23 protein-coding genes are annotated in these 22,143 nt (G+C 71.6%); all 23 read right to left on the bottom strand.

Going from position 1 to position 22,143, the window contains the following annotated elements:
* Window positions 1-111 precede the first annotated feature (111 nt).
* A complete protein-coding gene (locus EAO75_RS45650) occupies window positions 112-258 on the bottom strand; it encodes a hypothetical protein (protein WP_187284354.1) in 147 nt (48 codons plus the stop codon).
* Complete coding sequence (locus tag EAO75_RS08965; RefSeq protein WP_147994523.1) at window positions 255-1,529, bottom strand: MFS transporter; 1,275 nt, start codon at window positions 1,527-1,529, stop codon at window positions 255-257. The genes EAO75_RS45650 and EAO75_RS08965 overlap by 4 nt, the downstream gene beginning before the upstream one ends.
* A 24-nt stretch (window positions 1,530-1,553) precedes the next feature.
* On the bottom strand, window positions 1,554-2,444 hold the full coding sequence (locus EAO75_RS08960; RefSeq protein ID WP_187284353.1) for an alpha/beta hydrolase: 891 nt from the start codon (window positions 2,442-2,444) through the stop codon (window positions 1,554-1,556).
* 20 nt (window positions 2,445-2,464) lie between these two features.
* The gene (locus EAO75_RS08955) at window positions 2,465-3,862 is read right to left on the bottom strand and encodes an NDP-hexose 2,3-dehydratase family protein (protein WP_147994522.1); all 1,398 of its coding nucleotides are present in this window, start codon (window positions 3,860-3,862) and stop codon (window positions 2,465-2,467) included.
* Window positions 3,859-4,860 carry an NAD-dependent epimerase/dehydratase family protein gene (locus EAO75_RS08950; RefSeq protein ID WP_261989210.1) on the bottom strand — a complete coding sequence of 334 codons (1,002 nt, stop codon included), beginning with the start codon at window positions 4,858-4,860 and terminating at the stop codon, window positions 3,859-3,861. Before EAO75_RS08950 ends, EAO75_RS08955 begins: the two co-directional genes overlap by 4 nt.
* A gap of 11 nt (window positions 4,861-4,871) precedes the next feature.
* The gene (locus tag EAO75_RS08945) at window positions 4,872-5,483 is read right to left on the bottom strand and encodes a dTDP-4-dehydrorhamnose 3,5-epimerase family protein (RefSeq protein ID WP_315986995.1); all 612 of its coding nucleotides are present in this window, start codon (window positions 5,481-5,483) and stop codon (window positions 4,872-4,874) included.
* The gene (locus EAO75_RS08940) at window positions 5,480-6,250 is read right to left on the bottom strand and encodes a class I SAM-dependent methyltransferase (protein WP_261989209.1); all 771 of its coding nucleotides are present in this window, start codon (window positions 6,248-6,250) and stop codon (window positions 5,480-5,482) included. The genes EAO75_RS08945 and EAO75_RS08940 overlap by 4 nt, the downstream gene beginning before the upstream one ends.
* Window positions 6,243-7,364: a DegT/DnrJ/EryC1/StrS family aminotransferase gene (locus EAO75_RS08935; protein ID WP_147994521.1), complete on the bottom strand. Its 1,122-nt coding sequence runs from the start codon at window positions 7,362-7,364 to the stop codon at window positions 6,243-6,245. The genes EAO75_RS08940 and EAO75_RS08935 overlap by 8 nt, the downstream gene beginning before the upstream one ends.
* Window positions 7,361-8,377: a carbohydrate kinase family protein gene (locus EAO75_RS08930; protein ID WP_147994520.1), complete on the bottom strand. Its 1,017-nt coding sequence runs from the start codon at window positions 8,375-8,377 to the stop codon at window positions 7,361-7,363. Before EAO75_RS08930 ends, EAO75_RS08935 begins: the two co-directional genes overlap by 4 nt.
* Window positions 8,377-9,540: a methionine adenosyltransferase gene (gene metK / locus EAO75_RS08925; protein WP_147994519.1), complete on the bottom strand. Its 1,164-nt coding sequence runs from the start codon at window positions 9,538-9,540 to the stop codon at window positions 8,377-8,379. Before metK ends, EAO75_RS08930 begins: the two co-directional genes overlap by 1 nt.
* Before the next feature lie 64 nt (window positions 9,541-9,604).
* Window positions 9,605-11,086, bottom strand: a complete 1,482-nt coding sequence (locus tag EAO75_RS08920) for an FAD-dependent monooxygenase (protein WP_147994518.1) — start codon at window positions 11,084-11,086, stop codon at window positions 9,605-9,607.
* A 52-nt stretch (window positions 11,087-11,138) separates the two neighbouring features.
* Window positions 11,139-12,128, bottom strand: a complete 990-nt coding sequence (gene rfbB / locus EAO75_RS08915; RefSeq protein ID WP_147994517.1) for a dTDP-glucose 4,6-dehydratase — start codon at window positions 12,126-12,128, stop codon at window positions 11,139-11,141.
* A complete protein-coding gene (locus tag EAO75_RS08910) occupies window positions 12,125-13,300 on the bottom strand; it encodes a nucleotide disphospho-sugar-binding domain-containing protein (protein WP_147994516.1) in 1,176 nt (391 codons plus the stop codon). The genes rfbB and EAO75_RS08910 overlap by 4 nt, the downstream gene beginning before the upstream one ends.
* Before the next feature lie 34 nt (window positions 13,301-13,334).
* Window positions 13,335-14,015: an antibiotic biosynthesis monooxygenase family protein gene (locus EAO75_RS08905; RefSeq protein ID WP_147994515.1), complete on the bottom strand. Its 681-nt coding sequence runs from the start codon at window positions 14,013-14,015 to the stop codon at window positions 13,335-13,337.
* A gap of 47 nt (window positions 14,016-14,062) precedes the next feature.
* Window positions 14,063-14,932, bottom strand: a complete 870-nt coding sequence (gene rfbA / locus EAO75_RS08900) for a glucose-1-phosphate thymidylyltransferase RfbA (RefSeq protein ID WP_147994514.1) — start codon at window positions 14,930-14,932, stop codon at window positions 14,063-14,065.
* A 107-nt stretch (window positions 14,933-15,039) separates the two neighbouring features.
* Entirely contained in the window at window positions 15,040-16,512 is a 1,473-nt protein-coding gene (locus EAO75_RS08895; protein ID WP_315986994.1) for an FAD-dependent monooxygenase, read from the bottom strand.
* Between the two features lie 2 nt (window positions 16,513-16,514).
* Window positions 16,515-17,450, bottom strand: a complete 936-nt coding sequence (locus EAO75_RS08890) for an aromatase/cyclase (RefSeq protein ID WP_147994513.1) — start codon at window positions 17,448-17,450, stop codon at window positions 16,515-16,517.
* A gap of 20 nt (window positions 17,451-17,470) precedes the next feature.
* A complete protein-coding gene (gene fabG / locus EAO75_RS08885; RefSeq protein ID WP_147994512.1) occupies window positions 17,471-18,256 on the bottom strand; it encodes a 3-oxoacyl-ACP reductase FabG in 786 nt (261 codons plus the stop codon).
* A 93-nt stretch (window positions 18,257-18,349) separates the two neighbouring features.
* Complete coding sequence (locus tag EAO75_RS08880; protein ID WP_031488005.1) at window positions 18,350-18,619, bottom strand: acyl carrier protein; 270 nt, start codon at window positions 18,617-18,619, stop codon at window positions 18,350-18,352.
* 231 nt (window positions 18,620-18,850) lie between these two features.
* Window positions 18,851-20,065 carry a ketosynthase chain-length factor gene (locus EAO75_RS08875; protein ID WP_147994511.1) on the bottom strand — a complete coding sequence of 405 codons (1,215 nt, stop codon included), beginning with the start codon at window positions 20,063-20,065 and terminating at the stop codon, window positions 18,851-18,853.
* On the bottom strand, window positions 20,062-21,333 hold the full coding sequence (locus tag EAO75_RS08870) for a beta-ketoacyl-[acyl-carrier-protein] synthase family protein (RefSeq protein WP_147994510.1): 1,272 nt from the start codon (window positions 21,331-21,333) through the stop codon (window positions 20,062-20,064). The genes EAO75_RS08875 and EAO75_RS08870 overlap by 4 nt, the downstream gene beginning before the upstream one ends.
* Entirely contained in the window at window positions 21,330-21,659 is a 330-nt protein-coding gene (locus tag EAO75_RS08865) for a TcmI family type II polyketide cyclase (protein ID WP_147994509.1), read from the bottom strand. Before EAO75_RS08865 ends, EAO75_RS08870 begins: the two co-directional genes overlap by 4 nt.
* Window positions 21,660-21,844: 185 nt before the next feature.
* The coding region (locus EAO75_RS08860; RefSeq protein ID WP_147994241.1) for an acetyl-CoA carboxylase biotin carboxyl carrier protein subunit at window positions 21,845-22,143 on the bottom strand (299 nt) is incomplete at its 5' end.

The raw sequence follows: 22,143 nt of genomic DNA, 5'->3' as shown, positions 1-22,143 counted from the left end.
GCCGTGAAGGGCGGGGTGGCCGACGGGCTGCGGTATGTGACAGGGCGTCCGGACCTGCTTCTTCCGGTCGCGCTGATCGCGGTCGTCGGGTTGTTCGGCCTCAACTTCCAGCTACTGCTGCCCCAGCTCGCGGCGCAGACCGGTCTCCAGGGTGCGTACGCGGGTGTCGGCGGGCATGGCGCGCAGTGCGGTGGGGCTGGGCAGGACGGACAGCGGGGAAGGGTGCCGCGGCGCCGCTGCGGCGGGTCTCGGTGTCATGGCGTACCGCCTTTCGTGGAGTGCGTGGGCGCGTGGGACGGCCCGCCGTCCGCTTCCGGCACGGGGGCGCCGCTCCCCCGCCGCTCCACGGCCAGCGCCACCACCGCCGCCGCCACCGACACCAGACCGCCGGCCAACAGCCCGGCGCGTGCGCCCAGTTGCTGGGCGAGCCAGCCGATGAGCAGGGCGCCCAGCGGGGTCGAGCCCTGGAGGATCAGGGTGTAGAGCGCCATCACCCGGCCCCGGTAGTCGGGGTCGCTGCCCAGCTGGATGCGGTGGTTGGCGGCCTGCGCGAAGTACAGGGAGGCGAAACCGGTGAGGGCCAGCAGGACCAGCGCCGACCCGAAGCCGGGGGCCCACGCGGCCGTCGTCTCCAGGGCCCCGAAGGCGAGCGCGGAGAGGACGACCGTACGGGCCGGCGGGCGCGCGCGGCGTCCCGTGCCTACCAGTGCGGCGAGCAGGGAGCCGGCGGCGAACGCCGTGGTGAGCAGGCCGAAGGAGGCGGCGTCGGCGTGGAAGACGGTCTTGGCGAGCAGGGGCAGCAGTAGCTGGAAGTTGAGGCCGAACAACCCGACGACCGCGATCAGCGCGACCGGAAGAAGCAGGTCCGGACGCCCTGTCACATACCGCAGCCCGTCGGCCACCCCGCCCTTCACGGCCGCCCGCCCCGACCGGTGCAGCTCCGACGTCCGCATCAGGCGCAGCCCCACCACGGTCCCGGCGTAGCTCGCCGCGTTCAGCAGCATCACCCACCCGGTGCCGGACGCGCCGATCAACAGGCCCGCGAGGGCGGGACCGGCGACCCGGGCGACGTTGAAGTACGCGGCGCTCAGCGCGGAGGCGTTCGGCAGCAGTTCCGCGCCGACGAGTTCGCTGACGAAGGACATCCGGGCGGGCACCTCGACGGCGTTGACGGTGCCGAGGGCGAGCGCGAAGAGGTAGACGTGCCAGAGGCGGGCGGCGCCGGTCAGGTCGAGGAGCGCCAGCGTCAGGGCCAGGCCGCCGGAGGCAGAGTTGGCCCACACGAGCAGCCGCCGCTTGTCGTGCCGGTCGGCGAGCCGGCCGCCGTACAGGGTGAACAGCATCAACGGCGTGAACTGCAGTGCCGTCACGGTGGCGAGGGCTGCGGCGGAGTCCCCGGTCAGGGACAGCACCAGCCAGTCCTGCGCCACGACCATCATCCAGGTGCCCGCGACGGAGACGAGCTGACCGACGGCGAAGAGGCGGAAGTTGCGCACGGACAGGGAGCGCAGGCCGCTGGGGAGAGTCATGCCGAACATGGTGGGCATCGCGGGTCAGCGCCCGGTCGGGGCGCACTCGCGCTGGGCGAGACACTCCTCCAGGAAGCCGAGGGCGCGCAGATGGTAGGAGCGGGCGGCCCAGCCGAGGCTGATGTTGTGCCCGGCGCCGGGCAGCCGGTCGACGACCACGCGCGGCGCGCCGCCGAACTCCGTGCGCAGCGCCGCGAGGGTGTCGTCGTCGTGCCGCCACCACGCCTCGTACTCGGCGAAGGTCAGCCGCACCGGGACGCGGATCCGCCCGGCCAGCGACGCGAACGTCTCCGGCCAGCGCAGCGCCTCCTCCCGCTCCCGCACGGGCATGGGGGCGACCAGCGTGTCGCTGTCGCGGAAGGTGCCCGGCGGATACAGGCGCAGCTTGCCCCAGTTGCGGCTCCAGTGGCCGTGGCCGCGCTCGTCGGGCAGCTCGCGCGGCGCCACGGCGTAGCGGTGCCCGAGCCCGGAGACGTCCAGGCCGAGCAGGCCGCCGCCCCGCTCCCCGGCGGCCGCGGTGAGGGCGAGTTTGCCGCCGTAGGAGTGGGCGAGCAGGAACAGCCCCGCGCCGGTGTCGTACCGCAGGGCGTGGTCGTCGAGGGCGGCGTGCAGGGCGTCCGCCTGCTCGGACAGGCGCTGGCCGTCGGGCAGTACGGCAGCGGAGGCGCCGTAGCCCGGCCGGTCCACGGCGAGGACCGTGTAGCCGAGACGGGCGCCCAGGGCGAGCAGGGACTGGCCCGGGTGCGAGCGGCCGTCGAAGTAGCCGGCGCTCATGCCGCCGCCGTGCAGGGCGACGACGGTGGCACGCGGGGCGCCGTGCGCGGGCTCGGCGAGCAGCGCGGACAGGGTGAGCCCGGCGGCGTCGAGGGTGATCCGGCGGATGCCGGGGGTGGTGGCTGGGCTGATGACGGTCATGCGTCCCCCGTGAGTCGGCGTCACAGCTGCACGGCGCCGGCGTCGATGCAGGACAGCAGGGTGCGGGCCTGGACGTTGACGTAGTGCCCGTGGGCGGTCAGCGCGCCCAGCTGGGCCGGGGTGGCCCACTGGTAGCCGGCGGGCGGGACCGACGGGGTCTGGGAGTCGTCGGTCTCGATGAAGAGGTATCGGCTCTCGGCGTTGAGGAACCTGCCGCCCTCCTCCGAGTGGATCGCCGCGTAGCGGACGCGGTCGGCGGGGGCGTCGAGCGCCAGGTCCAGGAACGGCGGGCGGTCGGCGGGCGGCAGGTGCTCCCAGTTGCCGGGGTTGGCCTGCACGGTCGGCGCGAGTTCCACGGTGTCCAGGAACCCGGCCTCCACCTTGGCGTTGACCAGTAGGTGCGGCACGCCGCCGATACGGCGGTACAGGAACGCGGTGACCCCGGTGCCGGTCGGTTCGAACAGCGGCTGGTCCCAGCCGGTGACCTCGCGGTTGCCGGCCTCGACGCGGACGCCGACGACCCGGAAGTAGCGGCCGTCGGGGCGCTCGACCACGTCGTCGCCGCGGCGCCAGCCCTCGACCTCGTTCAGCGGGATCCGCCGCATGTCCACGTCGTGCCGGGAGCGCTCGATGGTGAACCAGGACTGCAGTTCGGCGTCGGTGAGCAGGGCGCCCGCGGAGGTGTGCACCGGCGGGAAGCAGGCGATGACCGTGCGGGCGTCCATGTTGACGAGGTTGTCGCGGCGCAGGAGTTCGCCGAGCTGGCCCAGGGTGAGCCAGCAGAAGTCGTCGTCGAGCGGGACGTCGGTGTCCGCGCCGACCTCGACGAGCATGTTCCGGTTGGCCTTGCGGTAGAACCACGAGCCGTGCTCGGACTGGAGCACGTCCGCGTGGACCTGGGCCCGGTCCGCTCCGGCGAAGTACTCCAGGTACTTCACCCTCGAACCCCGGTGCACGGTGGAGTAGTTGCTCCGGGTGGCCTGCACGGTGGGCGACAGCTGGAGGATGTTGCGGTTGCCGGGCTCCATCTTGGCCTGCATCAGGAAGTGCAGGACGCCGTCGAACTCCTTGGCGAGGATGCCGAGGATGCCGACCTCGGGCTGCCGGATGATGGGCTGCTGCCAGGAGCGCACCGAGCCCTCGCTCAGAGTGACGTGCAGCCCTTCGACGCTGAAGAACTTCCCCGTGCGGTGCACCAGGTTGCCGGTGCCCTCGGCGAAGGACCAGCCGTCGAGCTCGCCGAGCGGGCGGCGCTCGACCCGGAAGCGGTGGGCGCGGGACCGTCCGGCGAGCCAGTCGTCGACGTCGGCGGTGCGCAGGGCGTGCCCGGCGCCGGTGGCGGCGGCCGAGCGGGCCAGGCGGGTGGCCAGGTCCTCGGCGGCGCGGGAGCGCAGGGAGGGGGCGACGGGTGCGGTCACGACAGGGCCTCCTCGCCACCCGAGACGACGAACGTGACCGTGCGGCGCAGCGCCTCGTCCAGCGGCGTCGCGGGACTCCAGCCGGTGGCGGCGCAGAACGCCGAGGCGTCGATGGTGACGCTGCGGAAGTCGCCGGCCTCGGCGTGCGCGGGCGGCGGCACGGAGACCACCGGCACGGCGGGCTTGCCGGTCTGCTCGGCGACCAGGGCGGCGACCGTCCGGAAGACCTCACCGAGCGGCTCGCCGCGGCCGGTGCCGAGCAGCCAGTGCCGGCCGGCGAGCGCGTCCGGGTGGTCCACGGCGGCGGCGAAGGCGCGGGCCACGTCCTCGACGTAGAGCAGGTCTCGGCGGACCGTGCCGTCGTGCCACATGGTGAGGGACTCCCCGGACAGGGCGCGGCGCGTCATGAAGGTGACGACGCCCTTGTCGCGGGCGGTGGACTCGGGGCCGTAGCCGAAGACGGTGGGCAGCCGGATCGCGGCGCCGCGCAGCACGCCCTCGGCGTCGGCGGCCAGCAGCAGGCGTTCGGCGGCGAGCTTCTGCCGGTCGTACTCGCCCTTGGGCCGGTCGGTCTCGGTGCCGTCGAGGACGTCCTTGTCCAGCGGTCCGGCCTGCGAGGCGGCGCCCGCCCAGAGCACGATGACCGGGGAGCCGTCGGCGGTGCGGCGCTCGCGCAGGGCCTCGACGAGGTCGCGGACCAGGCCGACGTTGACGCGCTCGGCGGCGGTGTCGCCGTCCTCGACGCGCCAGGTGGTGGCGCCGGCGCTGTACAGCACGGTGTGGATCACCACGTCGGCTCCCTCGACCGCCTCGGCAACAGCGCCGGGCGCGGTGAGGTCGGCGGCGCGCACCTCGATGTCGGCGCGGGCGTCCGCGGGGACGGGTACGGGACGGCGGGAGACGGCCCTGATGCGCAGCGGGCGCCGGGCGAGTTCGCGCAGGACCGCGGAGCCGACGAAGCCGGTGGCGCCGAGCAGCACCACGAGCGGGGGGTTCACGGGAGACGGATTCACGGCCACAGCTGTGCCTCCACCTCTCGGCAGGCCTCGTACGTGGGCAGCAGGCCCCGCTCCCGGGCCTCGGCGACGGTGGGTGCGCTCAGGTCCCGCTGCGACTGGGCGGCCTTCAGGTCCTCGGGGAGCGGCAGCCCGAGTTCGGGGTCGAACGGGGTGACGGCGCGCTCGTTCTCGGGGACGTAGCCCTCGGACATGACGTAGACGACCATCGAGTCGTCCGCCAGGGACAGGAAGGCGTGCCCGACGCCGACGGGGATGTACAGGGCGCGGCAGTCGTCACCGCCGATCTCGGTGGCCTCCCACTGGCCGAAGGTGGGCGAGCCCACGCGCAGGTCGATCAGGAAGTCCTTGACGCGGCCGTAGGGGCAGTAGACGTACTTGGCGCGGCCGGGCGGGGTGGCGGTGTAGTGGATGCCGCGCAGCACACCACGGGCGGACAGGTTGTGGCTGATGTCCTTGACGGGGAACAGCGGCCGGCCGAGCGCCTCGGCGAACGCCTGCTGCTGGTACGGGGAGGAGAACAGGCCGCGGTCGTCCTTGTAGACGGGGGGCGTGAACTCGAAGGCACCCTCGATGCCGAGCTTGTGCACCTGCACGGCGCTCACTCGCCTTCCTGGTTGACGGGCTTGACGCCGACGAAGAGGCCATTGCCGGGGTACTCACCGGTGACGTACTCGACCGTGAACCCGGCCTCGGCGAACGCGGCCTCGTACTGGGCCCTGCTGTAGAGGGCCATGACATGGGTGTCGTCGAAGTGCCGGACGTCCTGCCCCGGCTTCCCGACCAGGTAGTGCACGTCCATGCGGCTGGCGTCGCCCGTGTCGTGCAGGACGGTGTGGGAGACGCGCGCGACGGTCATGCCGCCGTGGGTGACGACGCTGGCGCCGACGTGGTCCGGCGTGAAGTTCTCCGGGAACCACCAGGGTTCGAGGACGGCGACGCCGCCCGGGACGAGGTGGTGGGCGAACGACCGCAAAGTGGCGGCCAGTTCGTCCTCGCCGGTCAGGTTGCCGATCGCGGCGAAGAGGCAGGCGACCGCGTCGAAGCGGCGCTCCAGACGGAAGGTGCGCATGTCGGCGCGCTCGACGGGGATGCCGGGATGGTTGCGGCGGGCGACCTCCAGCATGCCGTCGGCCAGGTCGACGCCGCGCACGTCACCGAACTCCGCGGCGAAGTGGGTGAGATGGCCGCCGGTGCCGCAGCCGACGTCCAGCAGTGAGGCGGCGGCCGGGAAGCGGGAGCGGATGTGCTTGGCGACGACGGCGGACTCGGCGCGGTAGTCCTTGCCGCGGCCGTTGTAGATCGCGTCGTAGACGTCGCCCGCGTCGTAGATGCCGAGGGGCTCGGTTGCCGTGCGGGTTGCCTCAGACACGGGCCAGCACCTCCCGCAGCGCGCCGATGACCTTGTCCTGGAGCCCCTCGGACAGGGACGGGTACATCGGCAGCGAGAAGATCTCGCCGGCCAGCTTCTCGGTGACCGGCAGGGAACCCTCGGCCCAGCCCAGGTGCTCGTAGCCGGACATGGTGTGCACCGGCCACGGGTAGCTGATGTTGAGGTGGATGTCGTAGGCCTTGAGCGCCTCGATGATCGCGTCGCGCTTCGGGTGGCGGACGACGTACACGTAGTAGACGTGCGTGTTGCCGGGGTTGGTGGCCGGCAGCAGCAGTCCGCCCGGCCCGGTGACGTCGGCGAGCTGCTCCTCGTAGCGGCGGGCGACGGCGCCCCGGCCGGCGACATAGGCGTCGAGACGGGTCAGCTTGCGGCGCAGGATCTCCGCCTGCACCTCGTCCAGGCGGGAGTTGTGGCCGGGCGAGCGCACCACGTAGTAGATCTTGTCCATGCCGTAGTAGCGCAGCTGCTTCATGGCCCGGTCGGTCGTCTCGTCGGCGGTGACGACCGCGCCGCCGTCGCCGTAGGCGCCGAGGACCTTGGTGGGGTAGAAGGAGAAGGCCGCCGCGTCGCCCATGGTGCCGGTGAGCCGGCCGTGGTGGCGGGCGCCGTGCGACTGGGCGCAGTCCTCCAGGATCTTCAGGCCGTGCTTCTCGGCGATGCGCTTCAGCGGCTCCATGTCGACGCTCTGGCCGTAGAGATGGACCGGCAGCAGCGCCTTGGTGCGGGGTGTGATGGCCGCCTCGACCTGCTCGGTGTCGATGAGGAAGTCGTCCTCGCGGACGTCCACGAACACCGGCGTGGCCCCGGCGCCGACGATGGCGACGATCGTCGGGGCGGCCGTGTTGGACACCGTGATGACCTCGTCGCCGGGGCCGACGCCCAGCGCCTGAAGGGCGAGCTTGAGCGCGTTGGTGCCGTTGTCGACGCCGGTGGCGTACGGCAGTCCGTGGTAGGCGGCGAACTCGGCCTCGAAGCCCTTGACGCTCTCGCCGAGCACCAGCTGACCGGACCCGAACACCTTCTGTACGGCGTCCAGGATGTCGTCCTTCTCGACTGCGTACTCCGGCAGATAGTCCCAGACTCGGGTGGTCACGCGATCGCCTCCTGCTTGAAGTTGCTCGGGGTTCGGTCGGGGCCGAGGCCGGGCCCGGTCTCGCGGGCGGCGGCCGGGCCGTAGGCGGCTTCGATACGGCGGAGCAGATCGGCCGGGGTCAGCGCGTACTCCTGGGTGCCGACCGTCTCCAGCACGACGGTGGCCAGCGCGCAGCCCAGCCGGGCGGCCCGCTCGGGCGCCAGCTCGCGAGCGGTCCCGGCGAGGAAGCCCGCGCGGAACGCGTCGCCGACTCCGGTGGGGTCGACGGCCCGGTCGGTCGGTACGGCATCGACGTGCAGCCGCTCCCGGCCGGCGCGGGCGATGTCGACACCGTCGGCGCCGCGGGTGACGAGCCAGGCGCCGGTGCGCTGCAGCACCTCGTCCTCACTCCAGCCGGTGCGCTCCAGGAGAAGGGCGGCCTCGTAGTGGTTGGTGAACAACAGCCGTGCCCCGTCGACGAGTTGGCGTACCTGCTCGGTCGTGAGCCGGGCCAGCTGCTGGGAGGGGTCGGCGGCGAACGGGATGCCCTGCTGCCTGCACTCGTCGGTGTGCCGGAGCATGGCGTCGGGGTCGTTCGGGCCGACGATCACCAGGTCGGGGCGTCCGGTGCGCTCGGCCACGTCGACCAGGCTGATGCGGGAGGCCTCCGCCATGGCGCCGGCGTAGAACGTGGCGATCTGGTTGTGGTCGAGGTCGGTCGTGCACACGAAGCGGGCGGTGTGCAGGGTCTCGCTGACCAGTACGGCGTCCGTGGCGACCCCGTTGGCGCGCAGCCAGTCCGCGTACTCCGCGAAGTCCGTGCCGGCCGCGCCCACCAGCACCGGCGTGAGCCCGAGCCGGGCCAGGCCCAGGGCGATGTTGGCGGCCACTCCCCCGCGACGCACCTGAAGACTGTCCGCGAGGAAGGACAGGGAGACCCGGTCCAGCCGGTCCGCGACGAACTGCTCGGTGAACCGGCCGGGGAAGGACAGCAGATGGTCGGTGGCGATGGAGCCCGTGACGGCGATACGCATCAGGCCCCGGCCGCCTTCCGCAGCGCCTCGACGCGGTCCGTCCGCTCCCAGGTGAACTCCGGCAGCTCACGGCCGAAGTGACCGTAGGCGGCGGTCTTGGCGTAGATCGGGCGGAGCAGGTCCAGGTCGCGGATGATGGCCGCCGGGCGCAGGTCGAAGACCTCGGTGATGGCGGCCTGGATCCTGGCCACGCCGACCTTCTCGGTGCCGAAGGTCTCGACGAACAGGCCGACCGGCTCGGCCTTGCCGATCGCGTACGCCACCTGTACCTCGCAGCGCGATGCCAGTCCCGCCGCGACCACGTTCTTGGCGACCCAGCGCATCGCGTACGCCGCCGAACGGTCCACCTTGGACGGGTCCTTGCCCGAGAAGGCACCGCCGCCGTGGCGGGCCATGCCGCCGTACGTGTCGATGATGATCTTCCGGCCCGTCAGCCCCGCGTCACCCATCGGACCGCCGATCTCGAAGCGGCCGGCCGGGTTCACCAGCAGGCGGTAGCCGTCGGTCTCCAGCTTGATGCCCTCGTCGAGCAGGGCCTTCAGCTCCGGCTCGACCACGAACTCCCGGATGTCGGGGGCGAGGAGGGTGTCCAGGTCGATGTCGGACGCGTGCTGGGAGGAGACGACCACCGTGTCGAGGCGTACGGCGCGGTCGCCGTCGTACTCGATGGTGACCTGCGTCTTTCCGTCCGGGCGCAGGTACGGGATCGTGCCGTTCCTGCGGACCTCGGACAGGCGCTTCGACAGGCGGTGCGCCAGGAAGATCGGCAGCGGCATCAGGGTGGGCGTCTCGTCCGACGCGTAGCCGAACATCAGGCCCTGGTCTCCGGCGCCGCCGGTGTCGACGCCCTGGGCGATGTCCGGGGACTGGGCGCCGATCGAGACGGACACGCCGCAGGACGCGCCGTCGAAGCCTTTCTGCGAGGAGTCGTAGCCGATCTCCACGACCTTGTCGCGGACCAGCTGGGCGATGGGCGCGTACGCCTTGGTCGTCACCTCGCCCGCGATGTGCACGAGCCCGGTGGTGATGAGGGTCTCGACGGCGACGCGAGAGGTCGGGTCCTCGCGCAGCAGCGCGTCGAGGACGGTGTCGCTGATCTGGTCGGCGATCTTGTCGGGATGGCCCTCGGTGACGGACTCCGAGGTGAACAGGCGTACAGCCATGGGGAATTTCCTTCGGTGGGCCTTTGGTGGGCCTTCGGTGAGTGGGAACGGCCGGGCCGGGGCGTCAGCCGGTGGCCGTCGGGCCGAACCAGCGCTCCAGCGCGGCCGTCGCCCGCTCGTCGTCGGCGGAGGTCCAGGCGACGTAGCCGTCGGGCCGGACGAGGACGGCGGCGGCGCCGGCGAACGGGTCGGTGCGCTTCTCGGCGGCGTCGAGGGTCGCGGTCACCGTGAGCACGCGGTCCTTCCAGCCCTCGGCGGCGCCGCGGACCTCGGCGTCGTCGGCCAGGTCGAGCAGCACACCCTGCGCCGCGTGCAGCAGTTCGGCCGTGGTCTTCGTCGCACCGGCGGCGGTGCGCAGCGTGCGGGGCGGCAGCCGGCGACCGAGCAGGGGGTGGCTGCCGGTGCCGAGGTCGTAGCGGAGGTCGAGGTGGCTGACCGAGCCCGCGAGATGGCGTTTGACGTCGTCGTACGCCATGAGTTCGGTGAGCAGTTCGCGCAGCGGGTCGGCCTCCTCGCCGCCGAGGAAGACCATGCCCTGGGCGCGGGTGTTGCTCAGCAGGCGCTCGCCGACCGGGTGGCGCTCGGCGTGGTAGGTGTCGAGCAGGCCCTCGGGTGAGCGGCCGGTCACCTCGGCGGCCAGCTTCCAGCCCAGGTTGACCGCGTCCTGCACGCCGGTGCTCAGGCCCTGTCCGCCGGCCGGGAGGTGGATGTGCGCGGCGTCGCCCGCGAGCAGCACCCTGCCGCGCCGGTACTCGGTGGCCTGGCGGGTGGCGTCGGTGAAGGAGCTGACCCACTCGGCGCCGCCGTGCGAGATGTCCTCGCCGGTGATGTTCTGCCAGGCGTCGGCGACCTCGGCGAAGGAGACGGTCCGGTCGGTGCGGTCGCGGGGCGGGGTGCCGTGCGGGCAGACGATGATGCGGTCCACGCCCTCGGCGAGCGGGGCGGCCATCACCATGCCGTTCGGTAGCTTCTCGCCGAGGAAGCGGGGCTTGAGACCGCAGCCGATGACGTCGGCCAAGTACATCTCGCGGGTAGCCGGGGTCCCGGGGAAGTCGAACCCGGCGGCCTTGCGGACGACGCTGTGCCCGCCGTCGCAGCCGACCAGCCAGCCGGCGGTGAGCCGTTGCTCGCCCCGCGGGGTGGCGAGGGTGACCTCGACGTGGTCGCCGTGGTCGGTCAGGGCCGTGAGCTCCGAGCCGCGCCGGATGTCCGCGCCGAGCTCGCCGGCCCACTCCTCCAGGACGGCCTCGGTCTGCGACTGGGGTATGCCGCGGGCGCCGAAGTGGGCGTCCTCCAGCACGGTGTAGTCGAACTGCACGCCGCCGAAGTGGCCGAGCGGGCTGGTCTGCAGGCCGCCGAACCTCGGCAGCAGGCCGCGCTGGTCGAAGGCCTCCATGGCCCGGGCGGTGAAGCCGAGGCCGCGTGACTGCCCGGTGGGCTCGTCGAGCAGCTCCGCCACGACGACCCGCGCCCCGCCGAGGCGAAGTTCACCGGCCAGCATCAGCCCGGTGGGCCCGGCACCGACGATGATCACGTCCGCGTCCACGAACGTCCCTCCTGTCTGGGGTGGTGTGAAGTGCCTGTGGGGTGACCGGCCGTCAGGCGGCGGCCGCCGAGCGCGCGGCGTCCCGGACGGGCCGCCACCACTGCGGGTTGTCCCGGTACCAGGCGACCGTCGCGGCCAGCCCGTCCTCGAAGGAGGTCCGGGGCGCCCAGCCGAGCTCCTCGCGGATCTTGCGGTCGTCGAGGGAGTAGCGCAGGTCGTGTCCCTTGCGGTCGGTGACGTGCCGGATCATCGAGCGGTCGGCCCCGCAGAGCGTGAGGATCCGCTCGGTCAGCGCCAGGTTGGTCTGCTCGTTGCCGCTGCCCACGTTGTAGATCTCGCCGGCCCCGCCGCGCAGCAGCACCAGGTGGATCGCGCGGCAGTGGTCGTCGACGTGCAGCCACTCGCGCCGGTTCTGCCCGTCGCCGTAGACCGGGACCTCGATGCCCTGAAGGAGGTTGGTGACGAACAGCGGGATCAGCTTCTCGGGGTGCTGGTAGGGCCCGTAGTTGTTCGAGCAGCGGGTCACCGACACGTCTAGGCCGTGGGTGCGCCAGTAGGAGCGGGCGACGAGGTCGGAGCTCGCCTTGGACGCCGCGTACGGGGAGTTGGGCAGCAGCGGCCACTCCTCGGTCCAGGAGCCCTCGTCGATCGAGCCGTACACCTCGTCGGTGGAGACGTGCACGACGCGCTCCACCCCGGTCTCCAGCGCGGCGTCCAGCACGGTCTGGGTGCCGAGCGCGTTCGTCCGCACGAACTCGGCGGCCCCGGTGACGGACCGGTCGACGTGGGACTCCGCGGCGAAGTGCACGACGGCGTCGTGCCCCGGCAGCAGGTCCAGCAGCAGCTCCCGGTCGCAGATGTCGCCGTGGACGAACGTCAGCCGGGGGTCGTCGGCGGGCAGGTTGGCCCGGTTGCCCGCGTAGGTCAGCTTGTCGAGGACGGTGACGGCGGTGCCGCGTCCCTCGTCGTAGGCGCCCGCGAGCAGCGAGCGCACATAGTGGGAGCCGATGAACCCGGCGCCCCCGGTCACCAGCATCCTCATGACGCCGCCCCCAGCAGCTCCGGAAGCAGCCTCATGACATCGGCGGGCGTCGGCATGGCGCGCATCTCGGCGGCCACCTCCTCGCTCGCCCGGCGGTAGCGGGGCTCGCCGAGGAGTTCGCGCAGCGCGTCGGCGATGTCGGTGCCGGTCGCCTTGCGGCCCTCCAGCATCAGGCCGGCGCCGCGCGCCACCGGGACCTGCGCGTTGGCCCAGCCGTCGTCGTGCGCCATGGGCACGCCGAGCTGGGGCACCGCGGCGTCGAAGGCGGCGTACATGGTGCCCATGCCGCCGTGGTGCACGATCGCGTCGCAGGTGGCGAGCAGCGCCCGCAGCGGCATCCAGTCGACCGTGCGCACGTGGCCGGGCAACGGCGAGGGCAGCGCGGTCAGTTCGGCTCCGCTGGTGGTGAGGACGACCTCGACGTCGAGTTCCTCGGTGCCCTTGAGGATGTCGCGCAGGTGGGCGCCGTCGCTGTAGAAGACGCGCAGGGAGCCGAGCGTGACGGCGATCCTGGGCCTGTCGCCGCGCCGCAGCGCCCAGTCGGGCAGTTCGGCGCCGCCCGTGTAGGGCGCGTAGCGCATCGGCAGGGTGTGGCCGGCGCCGCCCTGGTGCGGGGCGTCCTGGTGGATGGTCTCCAGGGAGCGCGGGCTCAGGTCGATCTCCACCTCGGCCTCGGCCGGGTCCCTCACGCCGAAGCGCTCGGCCACGGGGGCGAGGCGGTTCAGGGCGGGACGGAAGGTGGGCCGGCGGGTGCCGATGCCGTGCAGGACGGCGGGGATGCCGACGGCGCGGGCGGCGAGCAGTCCGGCCACGGCGGGCGGGCAGTAGACGACGGCGTCGGCCTTCCAGGTCCTCGCGATGTCGACCAGGCCGTCGGCCATGCCGCCCGCTACCTCGGCGAAGACCCCGGCGACATGCTCGATCACCTCACCCGGGGTGAGGTTCCAGCTCACGTCGGTCTCGGTGAACCGGCGGACCAGATCGTCGTACGGCCGTACAGACCGGCCGTCGTCGGTGGCGGCGGTGTGCAGCCCGGCCGAGGCCGCCGTGGTCCGCGCGGAGCCGTTCGCGGCGACGAGCACGTCGTGGCCGGCGGCGAGGGCGGCGTGGGCCAGCGGGACCAGGGGCAGCATGTGCGAGGCCCCCGGGATGGTGGTGAACAGATAGCGCATGGCTGAGGCTTCTCCGGTCCGGGTCAGAGGGAGGTCAGCTCGCGGCTGAGCGCGAGTGCCAGACGCGGAAGGTGTTCGCCCAGCGCGACGTGGCCAGGGAACGGGCACGCACCCGGCCCTTCTGGACCTCAAGCGGCCGCTGCTCGTCGGGCAGCGTGTGGAAGGCGTCGTAGGCCTCCTTGCTGTCCCATTGCGCGTAGTTGACGAGGGCGGTGCCGTCGAGGGCGCGGAAGTAGGTGTGGGAGCGGTAGCCGGGGACCGTCAGCAGCCAGTCGTCGGGCTTGGCGAGCGCGTCGACGAGGGCCTTCTGGTTCTCCGGCTCGCAGCGCAGCACGAAGATCACGGTGTAGTCGTCGCGCTCGGTGGAGATCTCGGCGGCGTCCCCGAGCGAGGTGTGCCGCTGGGCGAAGACGGCCTCGGACTGGATCAACTGCACGGTGGTGGCGAGCCGGTGGAACTCCGGCACGGTCTTCGTCCGGAACTTCTCCCCCTGATACCGCGCCTTCAGGTCCTCGGCGCTGCGCCACTGAATGTAGTTGGCGGTGCCGGGGGTGTCCTGGCCGGCGTGCACGGTGGAGGAGATCCAGCCGGGATAGTCGGCGTTGTCGACGATCTTCCGCATGGCATCGAGCACCAGGTCCTGCTTTTCCCGGTCCTCGGTGTCGAAGAGGTTGAACAGGGTCATGTAGCCGTCGTCGGGCGAGATGAAAGGCATGATTCTCCGCAGTTCTCCGCTGATCGAAAGTAAATGGTGGTGAACTCTCAGCCGGCCGCGGCGATTTCCATGACATAGCGGCCGTACGAGGACTTCGCGAGCTTCGTGCCGAGCCGGTGGCAGGCCTCGCGGTCGATGAATCCCATGCGCCAGGCGATTTCCTCGATGCAGGCGATCCGGACGCCCTGGCGGTGCTCCAGGATCTGCACGTACTGACCGGCCTCGGTGAGGGCGTCGTGCGTGCCCGTGTCCAGCCAGGCGAAGCCGCGCCCGAGGGAGATCAGCCCGGCCTTGCCCCGCTCCAGATAGACCCGGTTGACGTCGGTGATCTCCAGCTCGCCCCGCGCGGAGGGGCGCAGGTTCTTGGCGATGTCGACCACGTCGTTGTCGTAGAAGTACAGGCCGGTGATGGCCAGGTTGGACTTCGGCCGGGCCGGCTTCTCCTCCAGCGAGACCAGGTGGCCGGCGCCGTCCACCTCGCCGACGCCGTACCGCTCGGGGTCGCGCACGGGGTAGCCGAACAGCACACAGCCGTCGACGTCGACGACCGCGTCCTGGAGGATGCCGCTGAAGCCGGGGCCGTGGAAGATGTTGTCGCCGAGGACGAGGGCGACGGAGTCGTCGCCGACGTGGTCGGCGCCGATGACGAACGCGTCGGCGAGGCCGCGGGGTTCGTCCTGCTCCGCGTAGGTCAGGTTCAGCCCGTAGTCCGAGCCGTCGCCCAGCAGCCGCTGAAAACCGCCCAGATCACGCGGTGCGGAAATGATCTGGATATCGGTGATGCCGGCGAGCATCAGCACCGACAGTGGGTAGTAAATCATTGGCTTGTCGTACACCGGGAGCAATTGCTTCGACATTCCCAGGGTGATCGGCTGAAGCCGTGTCCCGTGGCCTCCGGCCAGGATGATCCCTTTCACAGTCCCTGCCTCCAGGCATGATCTGCCGGTTCGCGCGGTCGGGGGAGCCGATGACCAGCTTTCTCGGACCGGCGGCCCGATTCAAGGGCCGCCAGGTCAGAGTGATGTCAATTTCTGTCAGAAATGCCGAACCAGTTCTTCAGCGCGTTTTCCGCATCGTCGTGTCCGCCGGTCCACGCGATGTATCCGTCCGGCCGTACCAGCACGGCACGGGCCGCGCCGAGGGGGCCGTCCGGCTCCGGCCGGGCGGTCACGGTGACGATCCGGTCGGCCCAGGGCCGCGCGGCGGTGCGCAGCCGCGCGTCACCGGCGAGGTCGAGCATCAGGCCCCGCCCGGAGGTGCGCAGCAGATCCGAGGTGTTCAACACACCGTCGGGGCCGCCGAGTCGGACATACGGCAGCCGGGCACCGAGCAGTGGGTCGCCACCGGCGCCGTACCGGATGTCGAGCCCGGAGATCATCCCGGCCAAGTGGGCCCGCACCTCGGGCCGTTCGCCGATGAGCTCGCCCAGCAGCGCCCGCACGGGCTCCACCTCGGGCCCGCCGAGCAGCAGCAACGCCTGCGCGCGGATGTTCGCGAGCACCCGCCGGCCGACCGCGTGCCGCTCGGCGTGATAGGTGTCCAGCAGTCCCGCCGGGGCCCGTCCCCGCACTTCGGCGGCGAGTTTCCAGCCGAGGTTGACGGCCTCCTGGAGGCCCAGGTTGAGCGCCTGCCCTCCGATGGGCATCTGCTGGTGGGCCGCGTCACCGGCGAACAGCACGGGCCCCCGGCGGTAGTCGACGAGCTGCCGGTCGGCGTCCCCGAAGGAGTTCACCCACAGCGGGCTGCCGCCGCTGATGTCCTCCCCGGTGACCCGCTTCCACACCTGCGCGACCTCGGCGAACTCGGGCTCGGCGGACCGCGTTTCGGCAGCGGTGCCGAACTCGTGGACCATGACCCGGGTGACGCCGTCACCGCGCCGCGCGGCGATCGCGAGCCCCTTCTCCAGCCGCTGGAAACGCCGGTTGGGTACGTCGATCCCGGCCACGTCGGCCCGCAGCAGCTCCCGCTGCGCGTCCTGTCCGGGGAACTCGGCGCCGGTCAGCCGCCGCAGCGTGCTGTCCTCGCCGTCGCACCCGACCACGAACTGCGCCCGGACCCGCAGCGGCCGCCCGTCGGGCCCGGCGGCCACCGCTTCGATGCCGTCCTCGCCCACGCGCACGGCCCGCAGTTCGTGCCCCCGCCGCAGATCCGCGCCGAGCCCGACCACCCAGTCCTGCAGCAGCTCCTCGGTGCGGGTCTGCGGCACCTTCCACTGCCCCGGCCAGGGGCTCGGCAGCGTCAGGTCGAGCGGCACCCCGCCGAAGTGGCCGCGGGGCTCGTCCGGCGGGGTGCCCAGGGCGTCCAGCAGCCCGCGGCTGTCGAGGAGTTCCATGGTGCGGGCGTGCAGCGTGGAGGCGCGGGACTCGGTGGTCGGGGCGCCCCGCCGCTCCAGTACGACCGTCCCGGCGCCGCCGAGCCGCAGCTCCCCGGCGAGCATCAGCCCGACGGGCCCCGCCCCGACGACGAGGACGTCGGTCTCCAGTGTGGGCCTGCCCACGGTCAACGCCGGTTCTCGGCGTAGTCCTTGGCATACCCGAGGGTGGCGCGGCTGTTGGTGCTGAGCGCGCTGCGCACGTAAGCACGTGCGTCCGCGACCGTGGCGCCGGCACCGAGGATCTTCGCGATGTTGGCCGTGTTGAGGACCACGGTGTGCTGCGAGGAGGCGGCGACGCCGGAGTCGTTCTCGGCGAAGGTCCAGTAGCCGGTGTGCAGGGTCATCAGCGCGGGCAGGGTGACCTGCTTGTAGGCGATCCTGTGGTGCGGGAAGGTCACCCGGTACGACTTCGTGGTGTGCGTGGAGCCGTCCTTTGCGCGGGTGTCCATCTCCAGGGTCTGGAGCCCCGGGGTGTCCTCACTGAACCGGACGGACGCCACGTGCGGCAGCCGCTCCACCCACAGGCCGGCCTCGTTGACGAAGTCGTAGAGGTCCTTGGCGGAGCCCTCGACCTGCACGGTGTCCTCGAAGGAGAAGGTGATCTCCTCGGAGGCGTGGGCGAGTTCGACGTTGGTCTTCAGCGCGGCCAGCTCCGAGCGGGAGTTGCGGTCGACGGCCTCGTCGATCCACTTCAGACCCTCGGGGTCGTCGTCGATCGCCCGGTAGTCGTGCAGCAGCCGGATCCGGGACGAGGCGGCGGACAGCGGCTCGATGATCCAGGCGCCGCCCATCGCGGCGACCGGCGGGGCGGAGACCTCCTGGCGGAAGGTGATCCGCAGACCGTCCGCATCCAGGGTGCGGCGGGAGGTCCAGTTCTTCGCCTCGCCGCCCGCGGTGGCCCAGATCCGTATCCGCTCCTCTCCCTCGCCGCGCTCCAGGTGGTCGACGTAGATGGTGGGCGGGAAGATCCGCGGCCAGTTCTCCACCTCGGCGATGAGCCGGTAGACGGCGGGGGCGGGGGCGTCGACGGTGATCTCGTGCTCGACCTGACGTGTCGTCATGACGTGTTCTCCTCCGCGTGTCAGAAGTTGCCCAGCCCACCGCAGACGTTCAGCGCCTGCGAGGTGATGGAGGCGGCGGTGTCGGAGGCGAGGTAGCCGACGAGGCCCGCGACCTCCTCGGGGGTGGAGTAGCGGCCGAGCGGGATCTTCGCCTGGAACTTCTCCAGGATCGCGTCCTCGGTGGTGTCGTAGGCGGCGGCGTACCCGGCGCGCACCCGCTGGGCCATCGGCGTCTCGACATAGCCGGGGCAGACCGCGTTGACGGTGATGCCGGTCGGCGCGAGCTCGTTGCCGAGGGCCTTGGTGAAGCCGACGACGCCGTGCTTGGAGGCGGAGTAGGGGGCACCGAGGACGACGCCCTGCTTGCCGGCGGTGGAGGCGACGTTGATGATGCGTCCGCGCTCCTTGTCCCGCATCCCACCGGTGTTGAGCACCTCACGCGTCAGCCGGAAGACGCTGTTGAGGTTGGTGTCGATGACGTCTTCCCACAGCTCGTCGACGATGTCGGCGGTGACGCCACCGCCGCTGCGGCCCGCGTTGTTGACCAGGACGTCGACGGTGCCGAAGGTGTCGACCGCCGCCTGCACGAAGGCCTTGACCGCGTCGGCGGACCGCACGTCCACGGCGGCACCGTCGACGTCCAGCCCCTCCGCACGGAGCTCCTTGACGGTGGACGCCACGTTCTCGGGGGTGCGGGCACCGAGGAAGACCCGATGCCCCTGCTCGGCGAGAAGCCGGGCGACGGCGAGGCCGATGCCGCTGGTGGCTCCGGTGACGAGGGCTACGCGCTGGTGTTGCTGCGCCATGTTTTCTCTCCCGTGGGGGTGCGTTGACTGGTTCGGGGCGGGGCGGGGGCGGGGCGGGGCGGGTCTCGGGTCCCGCCCCGCGGGGGGCGCGCGTCAGGCCGCGGCGCCGACTCCGAGCAGGGCGTTGACGGCCGCGATCAGCGCGCGCGGCGTGTGGGCGTCGGTCAGCACGTCATCGTCGAGCGTGATCCCGAACTCCCGCTCGATACGCCCACCGGTCTCCAGCAACGCGAGCGATTCGTACCCGAGCTCTTCGAACCCGGTGTCGAGGATGTCGCCGTCGAGGTCAACGCCCTCATCGGCACCGGCACCTTCGCGCAGGATCCGCTTGAGGTCGTCCAGGGTGAATTCCGTGGTAGCCACGTGGAGTTGGTCCCTTCGTGTGTGGTGTGACGTGTGTCTTCGATGCGGGGAGAGGCCCCTTCAGCCCGTCTGGGGGTCCCCCCTGCTCGAAGAGCTTGGGGGAGTTTGAGGACGAGGCCCGTTCAGGGCCGAAGCCGGGTCTGGGGCGGCAGCCCCAGCGGGGTCGAAGGGGCGGAGCCCCTTCAGGACGGGACGGGTAGGGGCGGCGGGGGCGAGAAGGATCGGGGCGCCTTACTCCGCCGCCCGCACAACAACGGCCGAGTTGAACCCGCCCTGCCCCCGAGCCAGCACAACGGCCGTACGCACAGCGGCAGCCCGCGGCTGACCGACGACCAGATCAAGCCCGTACTCCGCCACCGGCTCACTGTTGACCGTCGGCGGAATCACCTCGTCCGCCATCGCGAGAAACGCCGCCGCAAGATCCAACGGCGCAGCCCCGGAGTACAACCGCCCGGTCATGGTCTTCGGCGCGGTGACAGGAACACCCCCCACCCCGAACACCGCGTTGATCGCCTCGGCCTCGGCCCGATCCAGCTCAGGCACAGCCGCCGCATCGGCGAAGACCACGTCGACCTCCCCGGCCTCCACCCCGGCATCCGCGAGAGCGACCTCCAGCGCCCGCCGCAGCCCGGGCTCACCCCCACCACCCGGCCGGGGATCGATGGTCGCGCCGTACCCGGCGATCTCCCCGTAGACCTTCGCGCCCCGCTCCCGCGCCGCCTCGGCGGACTCCAGGATGAGGATCGCCCCGCCCTCACCGGGCACATGCCCGCGCGCCTCGGCGTCGAAGGGCAGATACGCCCGTGTGGGCTCGTCACTCGTGCTCAGCCGGTCCCCGGCGAGCTGCGCCACCCAGCCCCACGGACAGATGGACGCGTCCACCGCCCCGGACACGATCAGCGCGGTCCCCTTACGGATCTGCCGCCGCGCCTGCGCGACCGCGTCCAGCCCGCCGGCCTGGTCGCTGACGACGACCCCGCTCGGCCCCTTCATCCCGTTGCGGATGGAGATCTGGCCGCTGTTGACGGCGTAGAACCAGGCGAAGGACTGATACGCGCTGACGTGCTGGCTGCCCAGACTCCACAGCTTCCGCAGCTCGTTCTGCCCGAACTCGAACCCGCCGGAGTGACTCGCGGTCACCACACCCATGTCGAACTCGGGCAGCTCCGCGGGAGTCACCCCCGCGTCGGCGAGAGCCCAGTCCGCGGCGACCAGCGCGAGCCGCGTCATCCGGTCGGTCTGCGGCAGCAGCCGGTTCGGCAGATGGTCCTCGGCGACAAAGCCCGGTATCTCTCCGGCGAGCCGCGCCGGGTACGACGACGGATCGAACCGGGTGATCCGCCCGATACCGCTCTTGCCCCCCTTGGTCGCGGCCCAGAAGTCCTTGAGGCCGAGCCCGTTCGGGGACACGACGCCAAGACCGGTCACCACCACGGCCGTGCTCATGCCGCACTCCTCTCGGGCCGGGCGAGCACCATGGCGCTCTGGAAGCCGCCGAACCCGCTGCCGACCGAGAGCACCGCGTCGGTGATCTGGTCGCGGGCCGTCAGCGGCACGTAGTCGAGGTCGCACTCGGGGTCGGCGGTGTGCAGATTGGCGGTGGGCGGCACCACGTTGTGCTCCATCGCCAGCGCGGAGGCCGCGATCTCGATCGAACCGATCGCGCCCAGCGAGTGCCCGACCATCGACTTGATGGAGCTCACCGGAGTCCGGTAGGCGTGCTCGCCGAGGCTCCGCTTGAAGGCCGCGGTCTCGTGCCGGTCGTTCTGCTTCGTGCCCGAGCCGTGGGCGTTGACGTAGTCGATCTCCTCGGGGTTCATCCGCGCCTCGTCCAGCGCGACCCGGATCGCCTCGGCCATCTCCGCGCCGTCCGGCCGCAGTCCGGTCATGTGGTAGGCGTTGCTGCGCGTGGCGTACCCGGCGATCTCCGCGTAGATGTGCGCGCCGCGCCGGCGGGCGCTGCCCAGCTCCTCCAGGACGAACACCGCAGCGCCCTCGCCGAGGACGAAGCCGTTGCGGGTGCCGTCGAAGGGGCGGGAGGCGCGCTCCGGCTCGTCGTGGCGGGGCGTGGTCGCCTTGATCGCGTCGAAGCAGGCCATGGTGATGGGCGAGATCGGCGCGTCCGAGGACCCCGCGATCACGACGTCGGCCGACCCCTCCCGGATCAGCTCCAGCGCGTGGCCGACCGAGTCGATGCCCGAGGTGCAGCCGGTGGACACCACCGTGCTCGGCCCCTGGGCGCCGACCGCCCAGGCCACCTCGGCGGCGAAGGAGCTCGGCACCAGGTAGTTGTAGAGATGCGGTACGGCGTACGCGTGATCGACGAGATCGAGTCGGCCGCCGTCACTGACGATCCGGTACTCCTCGTCGAGCCCCATCGTGGCGCCGACGGCACTGCCGATGGTGACCCCCACCCGGTACGGGTCGTACTCCTCCACCTCGATACCGCTGTCGGCGACCGCGCCGCGCGCCGCGACCACCGCGAACTGAGCGGCGCGGTCCATCCGGCGGACCTCCTGCGGGCTCAGCCCGTACTCCGCGGGATCGAAGTCGATCTCCGCGGCCACCCGGGACCGGAACGGGGAGGGATCGAAGAAGGTGATCCCACGGGTCGCGGTCCGTCCCTCGCTCAGCAGGCTCCAGAAGTTCTTGGTGCCGATGCCGCCGGGAGCGAGGACCTCCATCCCCGTGATGACGACTCGTCGCTCCGTCACGCGGACGCCTCCCACTGGTAGAAGCGGGTCGCCATGGCGTCGGCGGGCGAGCGCCAGGTCGCCGGGTCGTAGGCCTCGATGTACGGCTTGAGGTCGTCGCTGATCCGGATGAACCGCGGGTCGGCCTTCGCCTGCTCGATCAGTTCACCGCCGTTGTCCGAGTCGAAGTCCTGAAGATGGAAGTAAAGGCCCCGGTACGAGAACAGTTGACGGCGCCGGGTACCCATGCGGTGCGGCATGTCGCCGGCGTCGAACTCCGCGAACAGTTTTGCCACGTCGATGCTGGAGTCGGGATCCATCCGAGCCACGATCAAAGTGCTGTGCATGCGTCTCTCTCCTCCACGACAGAGTTTCCCGGTAATTCCACGCGCGGTGACCGGATGAATTCACATCGCATGACTCTCGGCAGAGTTCCGAGAAGCGCGAGAAAGGGGATCTGACTCCAGGTTCTTCGTTTTTCCGGCTGCTTTCAAGGCAGTTCAGGTCAGACGAATGTCAAACCCCGTCAGAATCAGTCCTTGATTTCGCAGATGGCGGCGCCGGAGGTGAGGGAGGCGCCGACTTCGGCGGACAGGCCCTTGATGGTGCCGGACTTGTGGGCGTTGAGGGGTTGTTCCATCTTCATCGCTTCGAGGACGACGACGAGGTCGCCTTCCTTGACTTCCTGGCCTTCCTCGACGGCGACCTTGACGATGGTGCCCTGCATCGGGGAGGCGAGGGTGTCGCCGGAGGCGACGGGCCCGGACTTCTTCGCCGCGCGCCGCTTGGGCTTGGCGCCGGCGGCCAGGCCGGTGCGGGCCAAGGTCATGC

This window comes from Streptomyces sp. UW30 (assembly GCF_008042075.1).
Lineage (GTDB): Bacteria > Actinomycetota > Actinomycetes > Streptomycetales > Streptomycetaceae > Streptomyces.
This window is presented reverse-complemented; position numbering and strand designations above follow the sequence as displayed.

Coding starts and splice junctions, on each gene's coding strand:
- EAO75_RS45650 (WP_187284354.1), bottom strand. CDS start 258: ATGACACCGAGACCCGCCGCAGCGGCGCCGCGGCACCCTTCCCCGCTG.
- EAO75_RS08965 (WP_147994523.1), bottom strand. CDS start 1,529: ATGACTCTCCCCAGCGGCCTGCGCTCCCTGTCCGTGCGCAACTTCCGC.
- metK (WP_147994519.1), bottom strand. CDS start 9,540: ATGGCTGTACGCCTGTTCACCTCGGAGTCCGTCACCGAGGGCCATCCC.
- EAO75_RS08910 (WP_147994516.1), bottom strand. CDS start 13,300: ATGCGCTATCTGTTCACCACCATCCCGGGGGCCTCGCACATGCTGCCC.
- rfbB (WP_147994517.1), bottom strand. CDS start 12,128: ATGAGGATGCTGGTGACCGGGGGCGCCGGGTTCATCGGCTCCCACTAT.
- EAO75_RS08890 (WP_147994513.1), bottom strand. CDS start 17,450: ATGACGACACGTCAGGTCGAGCACGAGATCACCGTCGACGCCCCCGCC.
- EAO75_RS08875 (WP_147994511.1), bottom strand. CDS start 20,065: ATGAGCACGGCCGTGGTGGTGACCGGTCTTGGCGTCGTGTCCCCGAAC.
- EAO75_RS08865 (WP_147994509.1), bottom strand. CDS start 21,659: ATGCACAGCACTTTGATCGTGGCTCGGATGGATCCCGACTCCAGCATC.
- EAO75_RS08960 (WP_187284353.1), bottom strand. CDS start 2,444: ATGACCGTCATCAGCCCAGCCACCACCCCCGGCATCCGCCGGATCACC.
- fabG (WP_147994512.1), bottom strand. CDS start 18,256: ATGGCGCAGCAACACCAGCGCGTAGCCCTCGTCACCGGAGCCACCAGC.
- EAO75_RS08905 (WP_147994515.1), bottom strand. CDS start 14,015: ATGCCTTTCATCTCGCCCGACGACGGCTACATGACCCTGTTCAACCTC.
- EAO75_RS08930 (WP_147994520.1), bottom strand. CDS start 8,377: ATGCGTATCGCCGTCACGGGCTCCATCGCCACCGACCATCTGCTGTCC.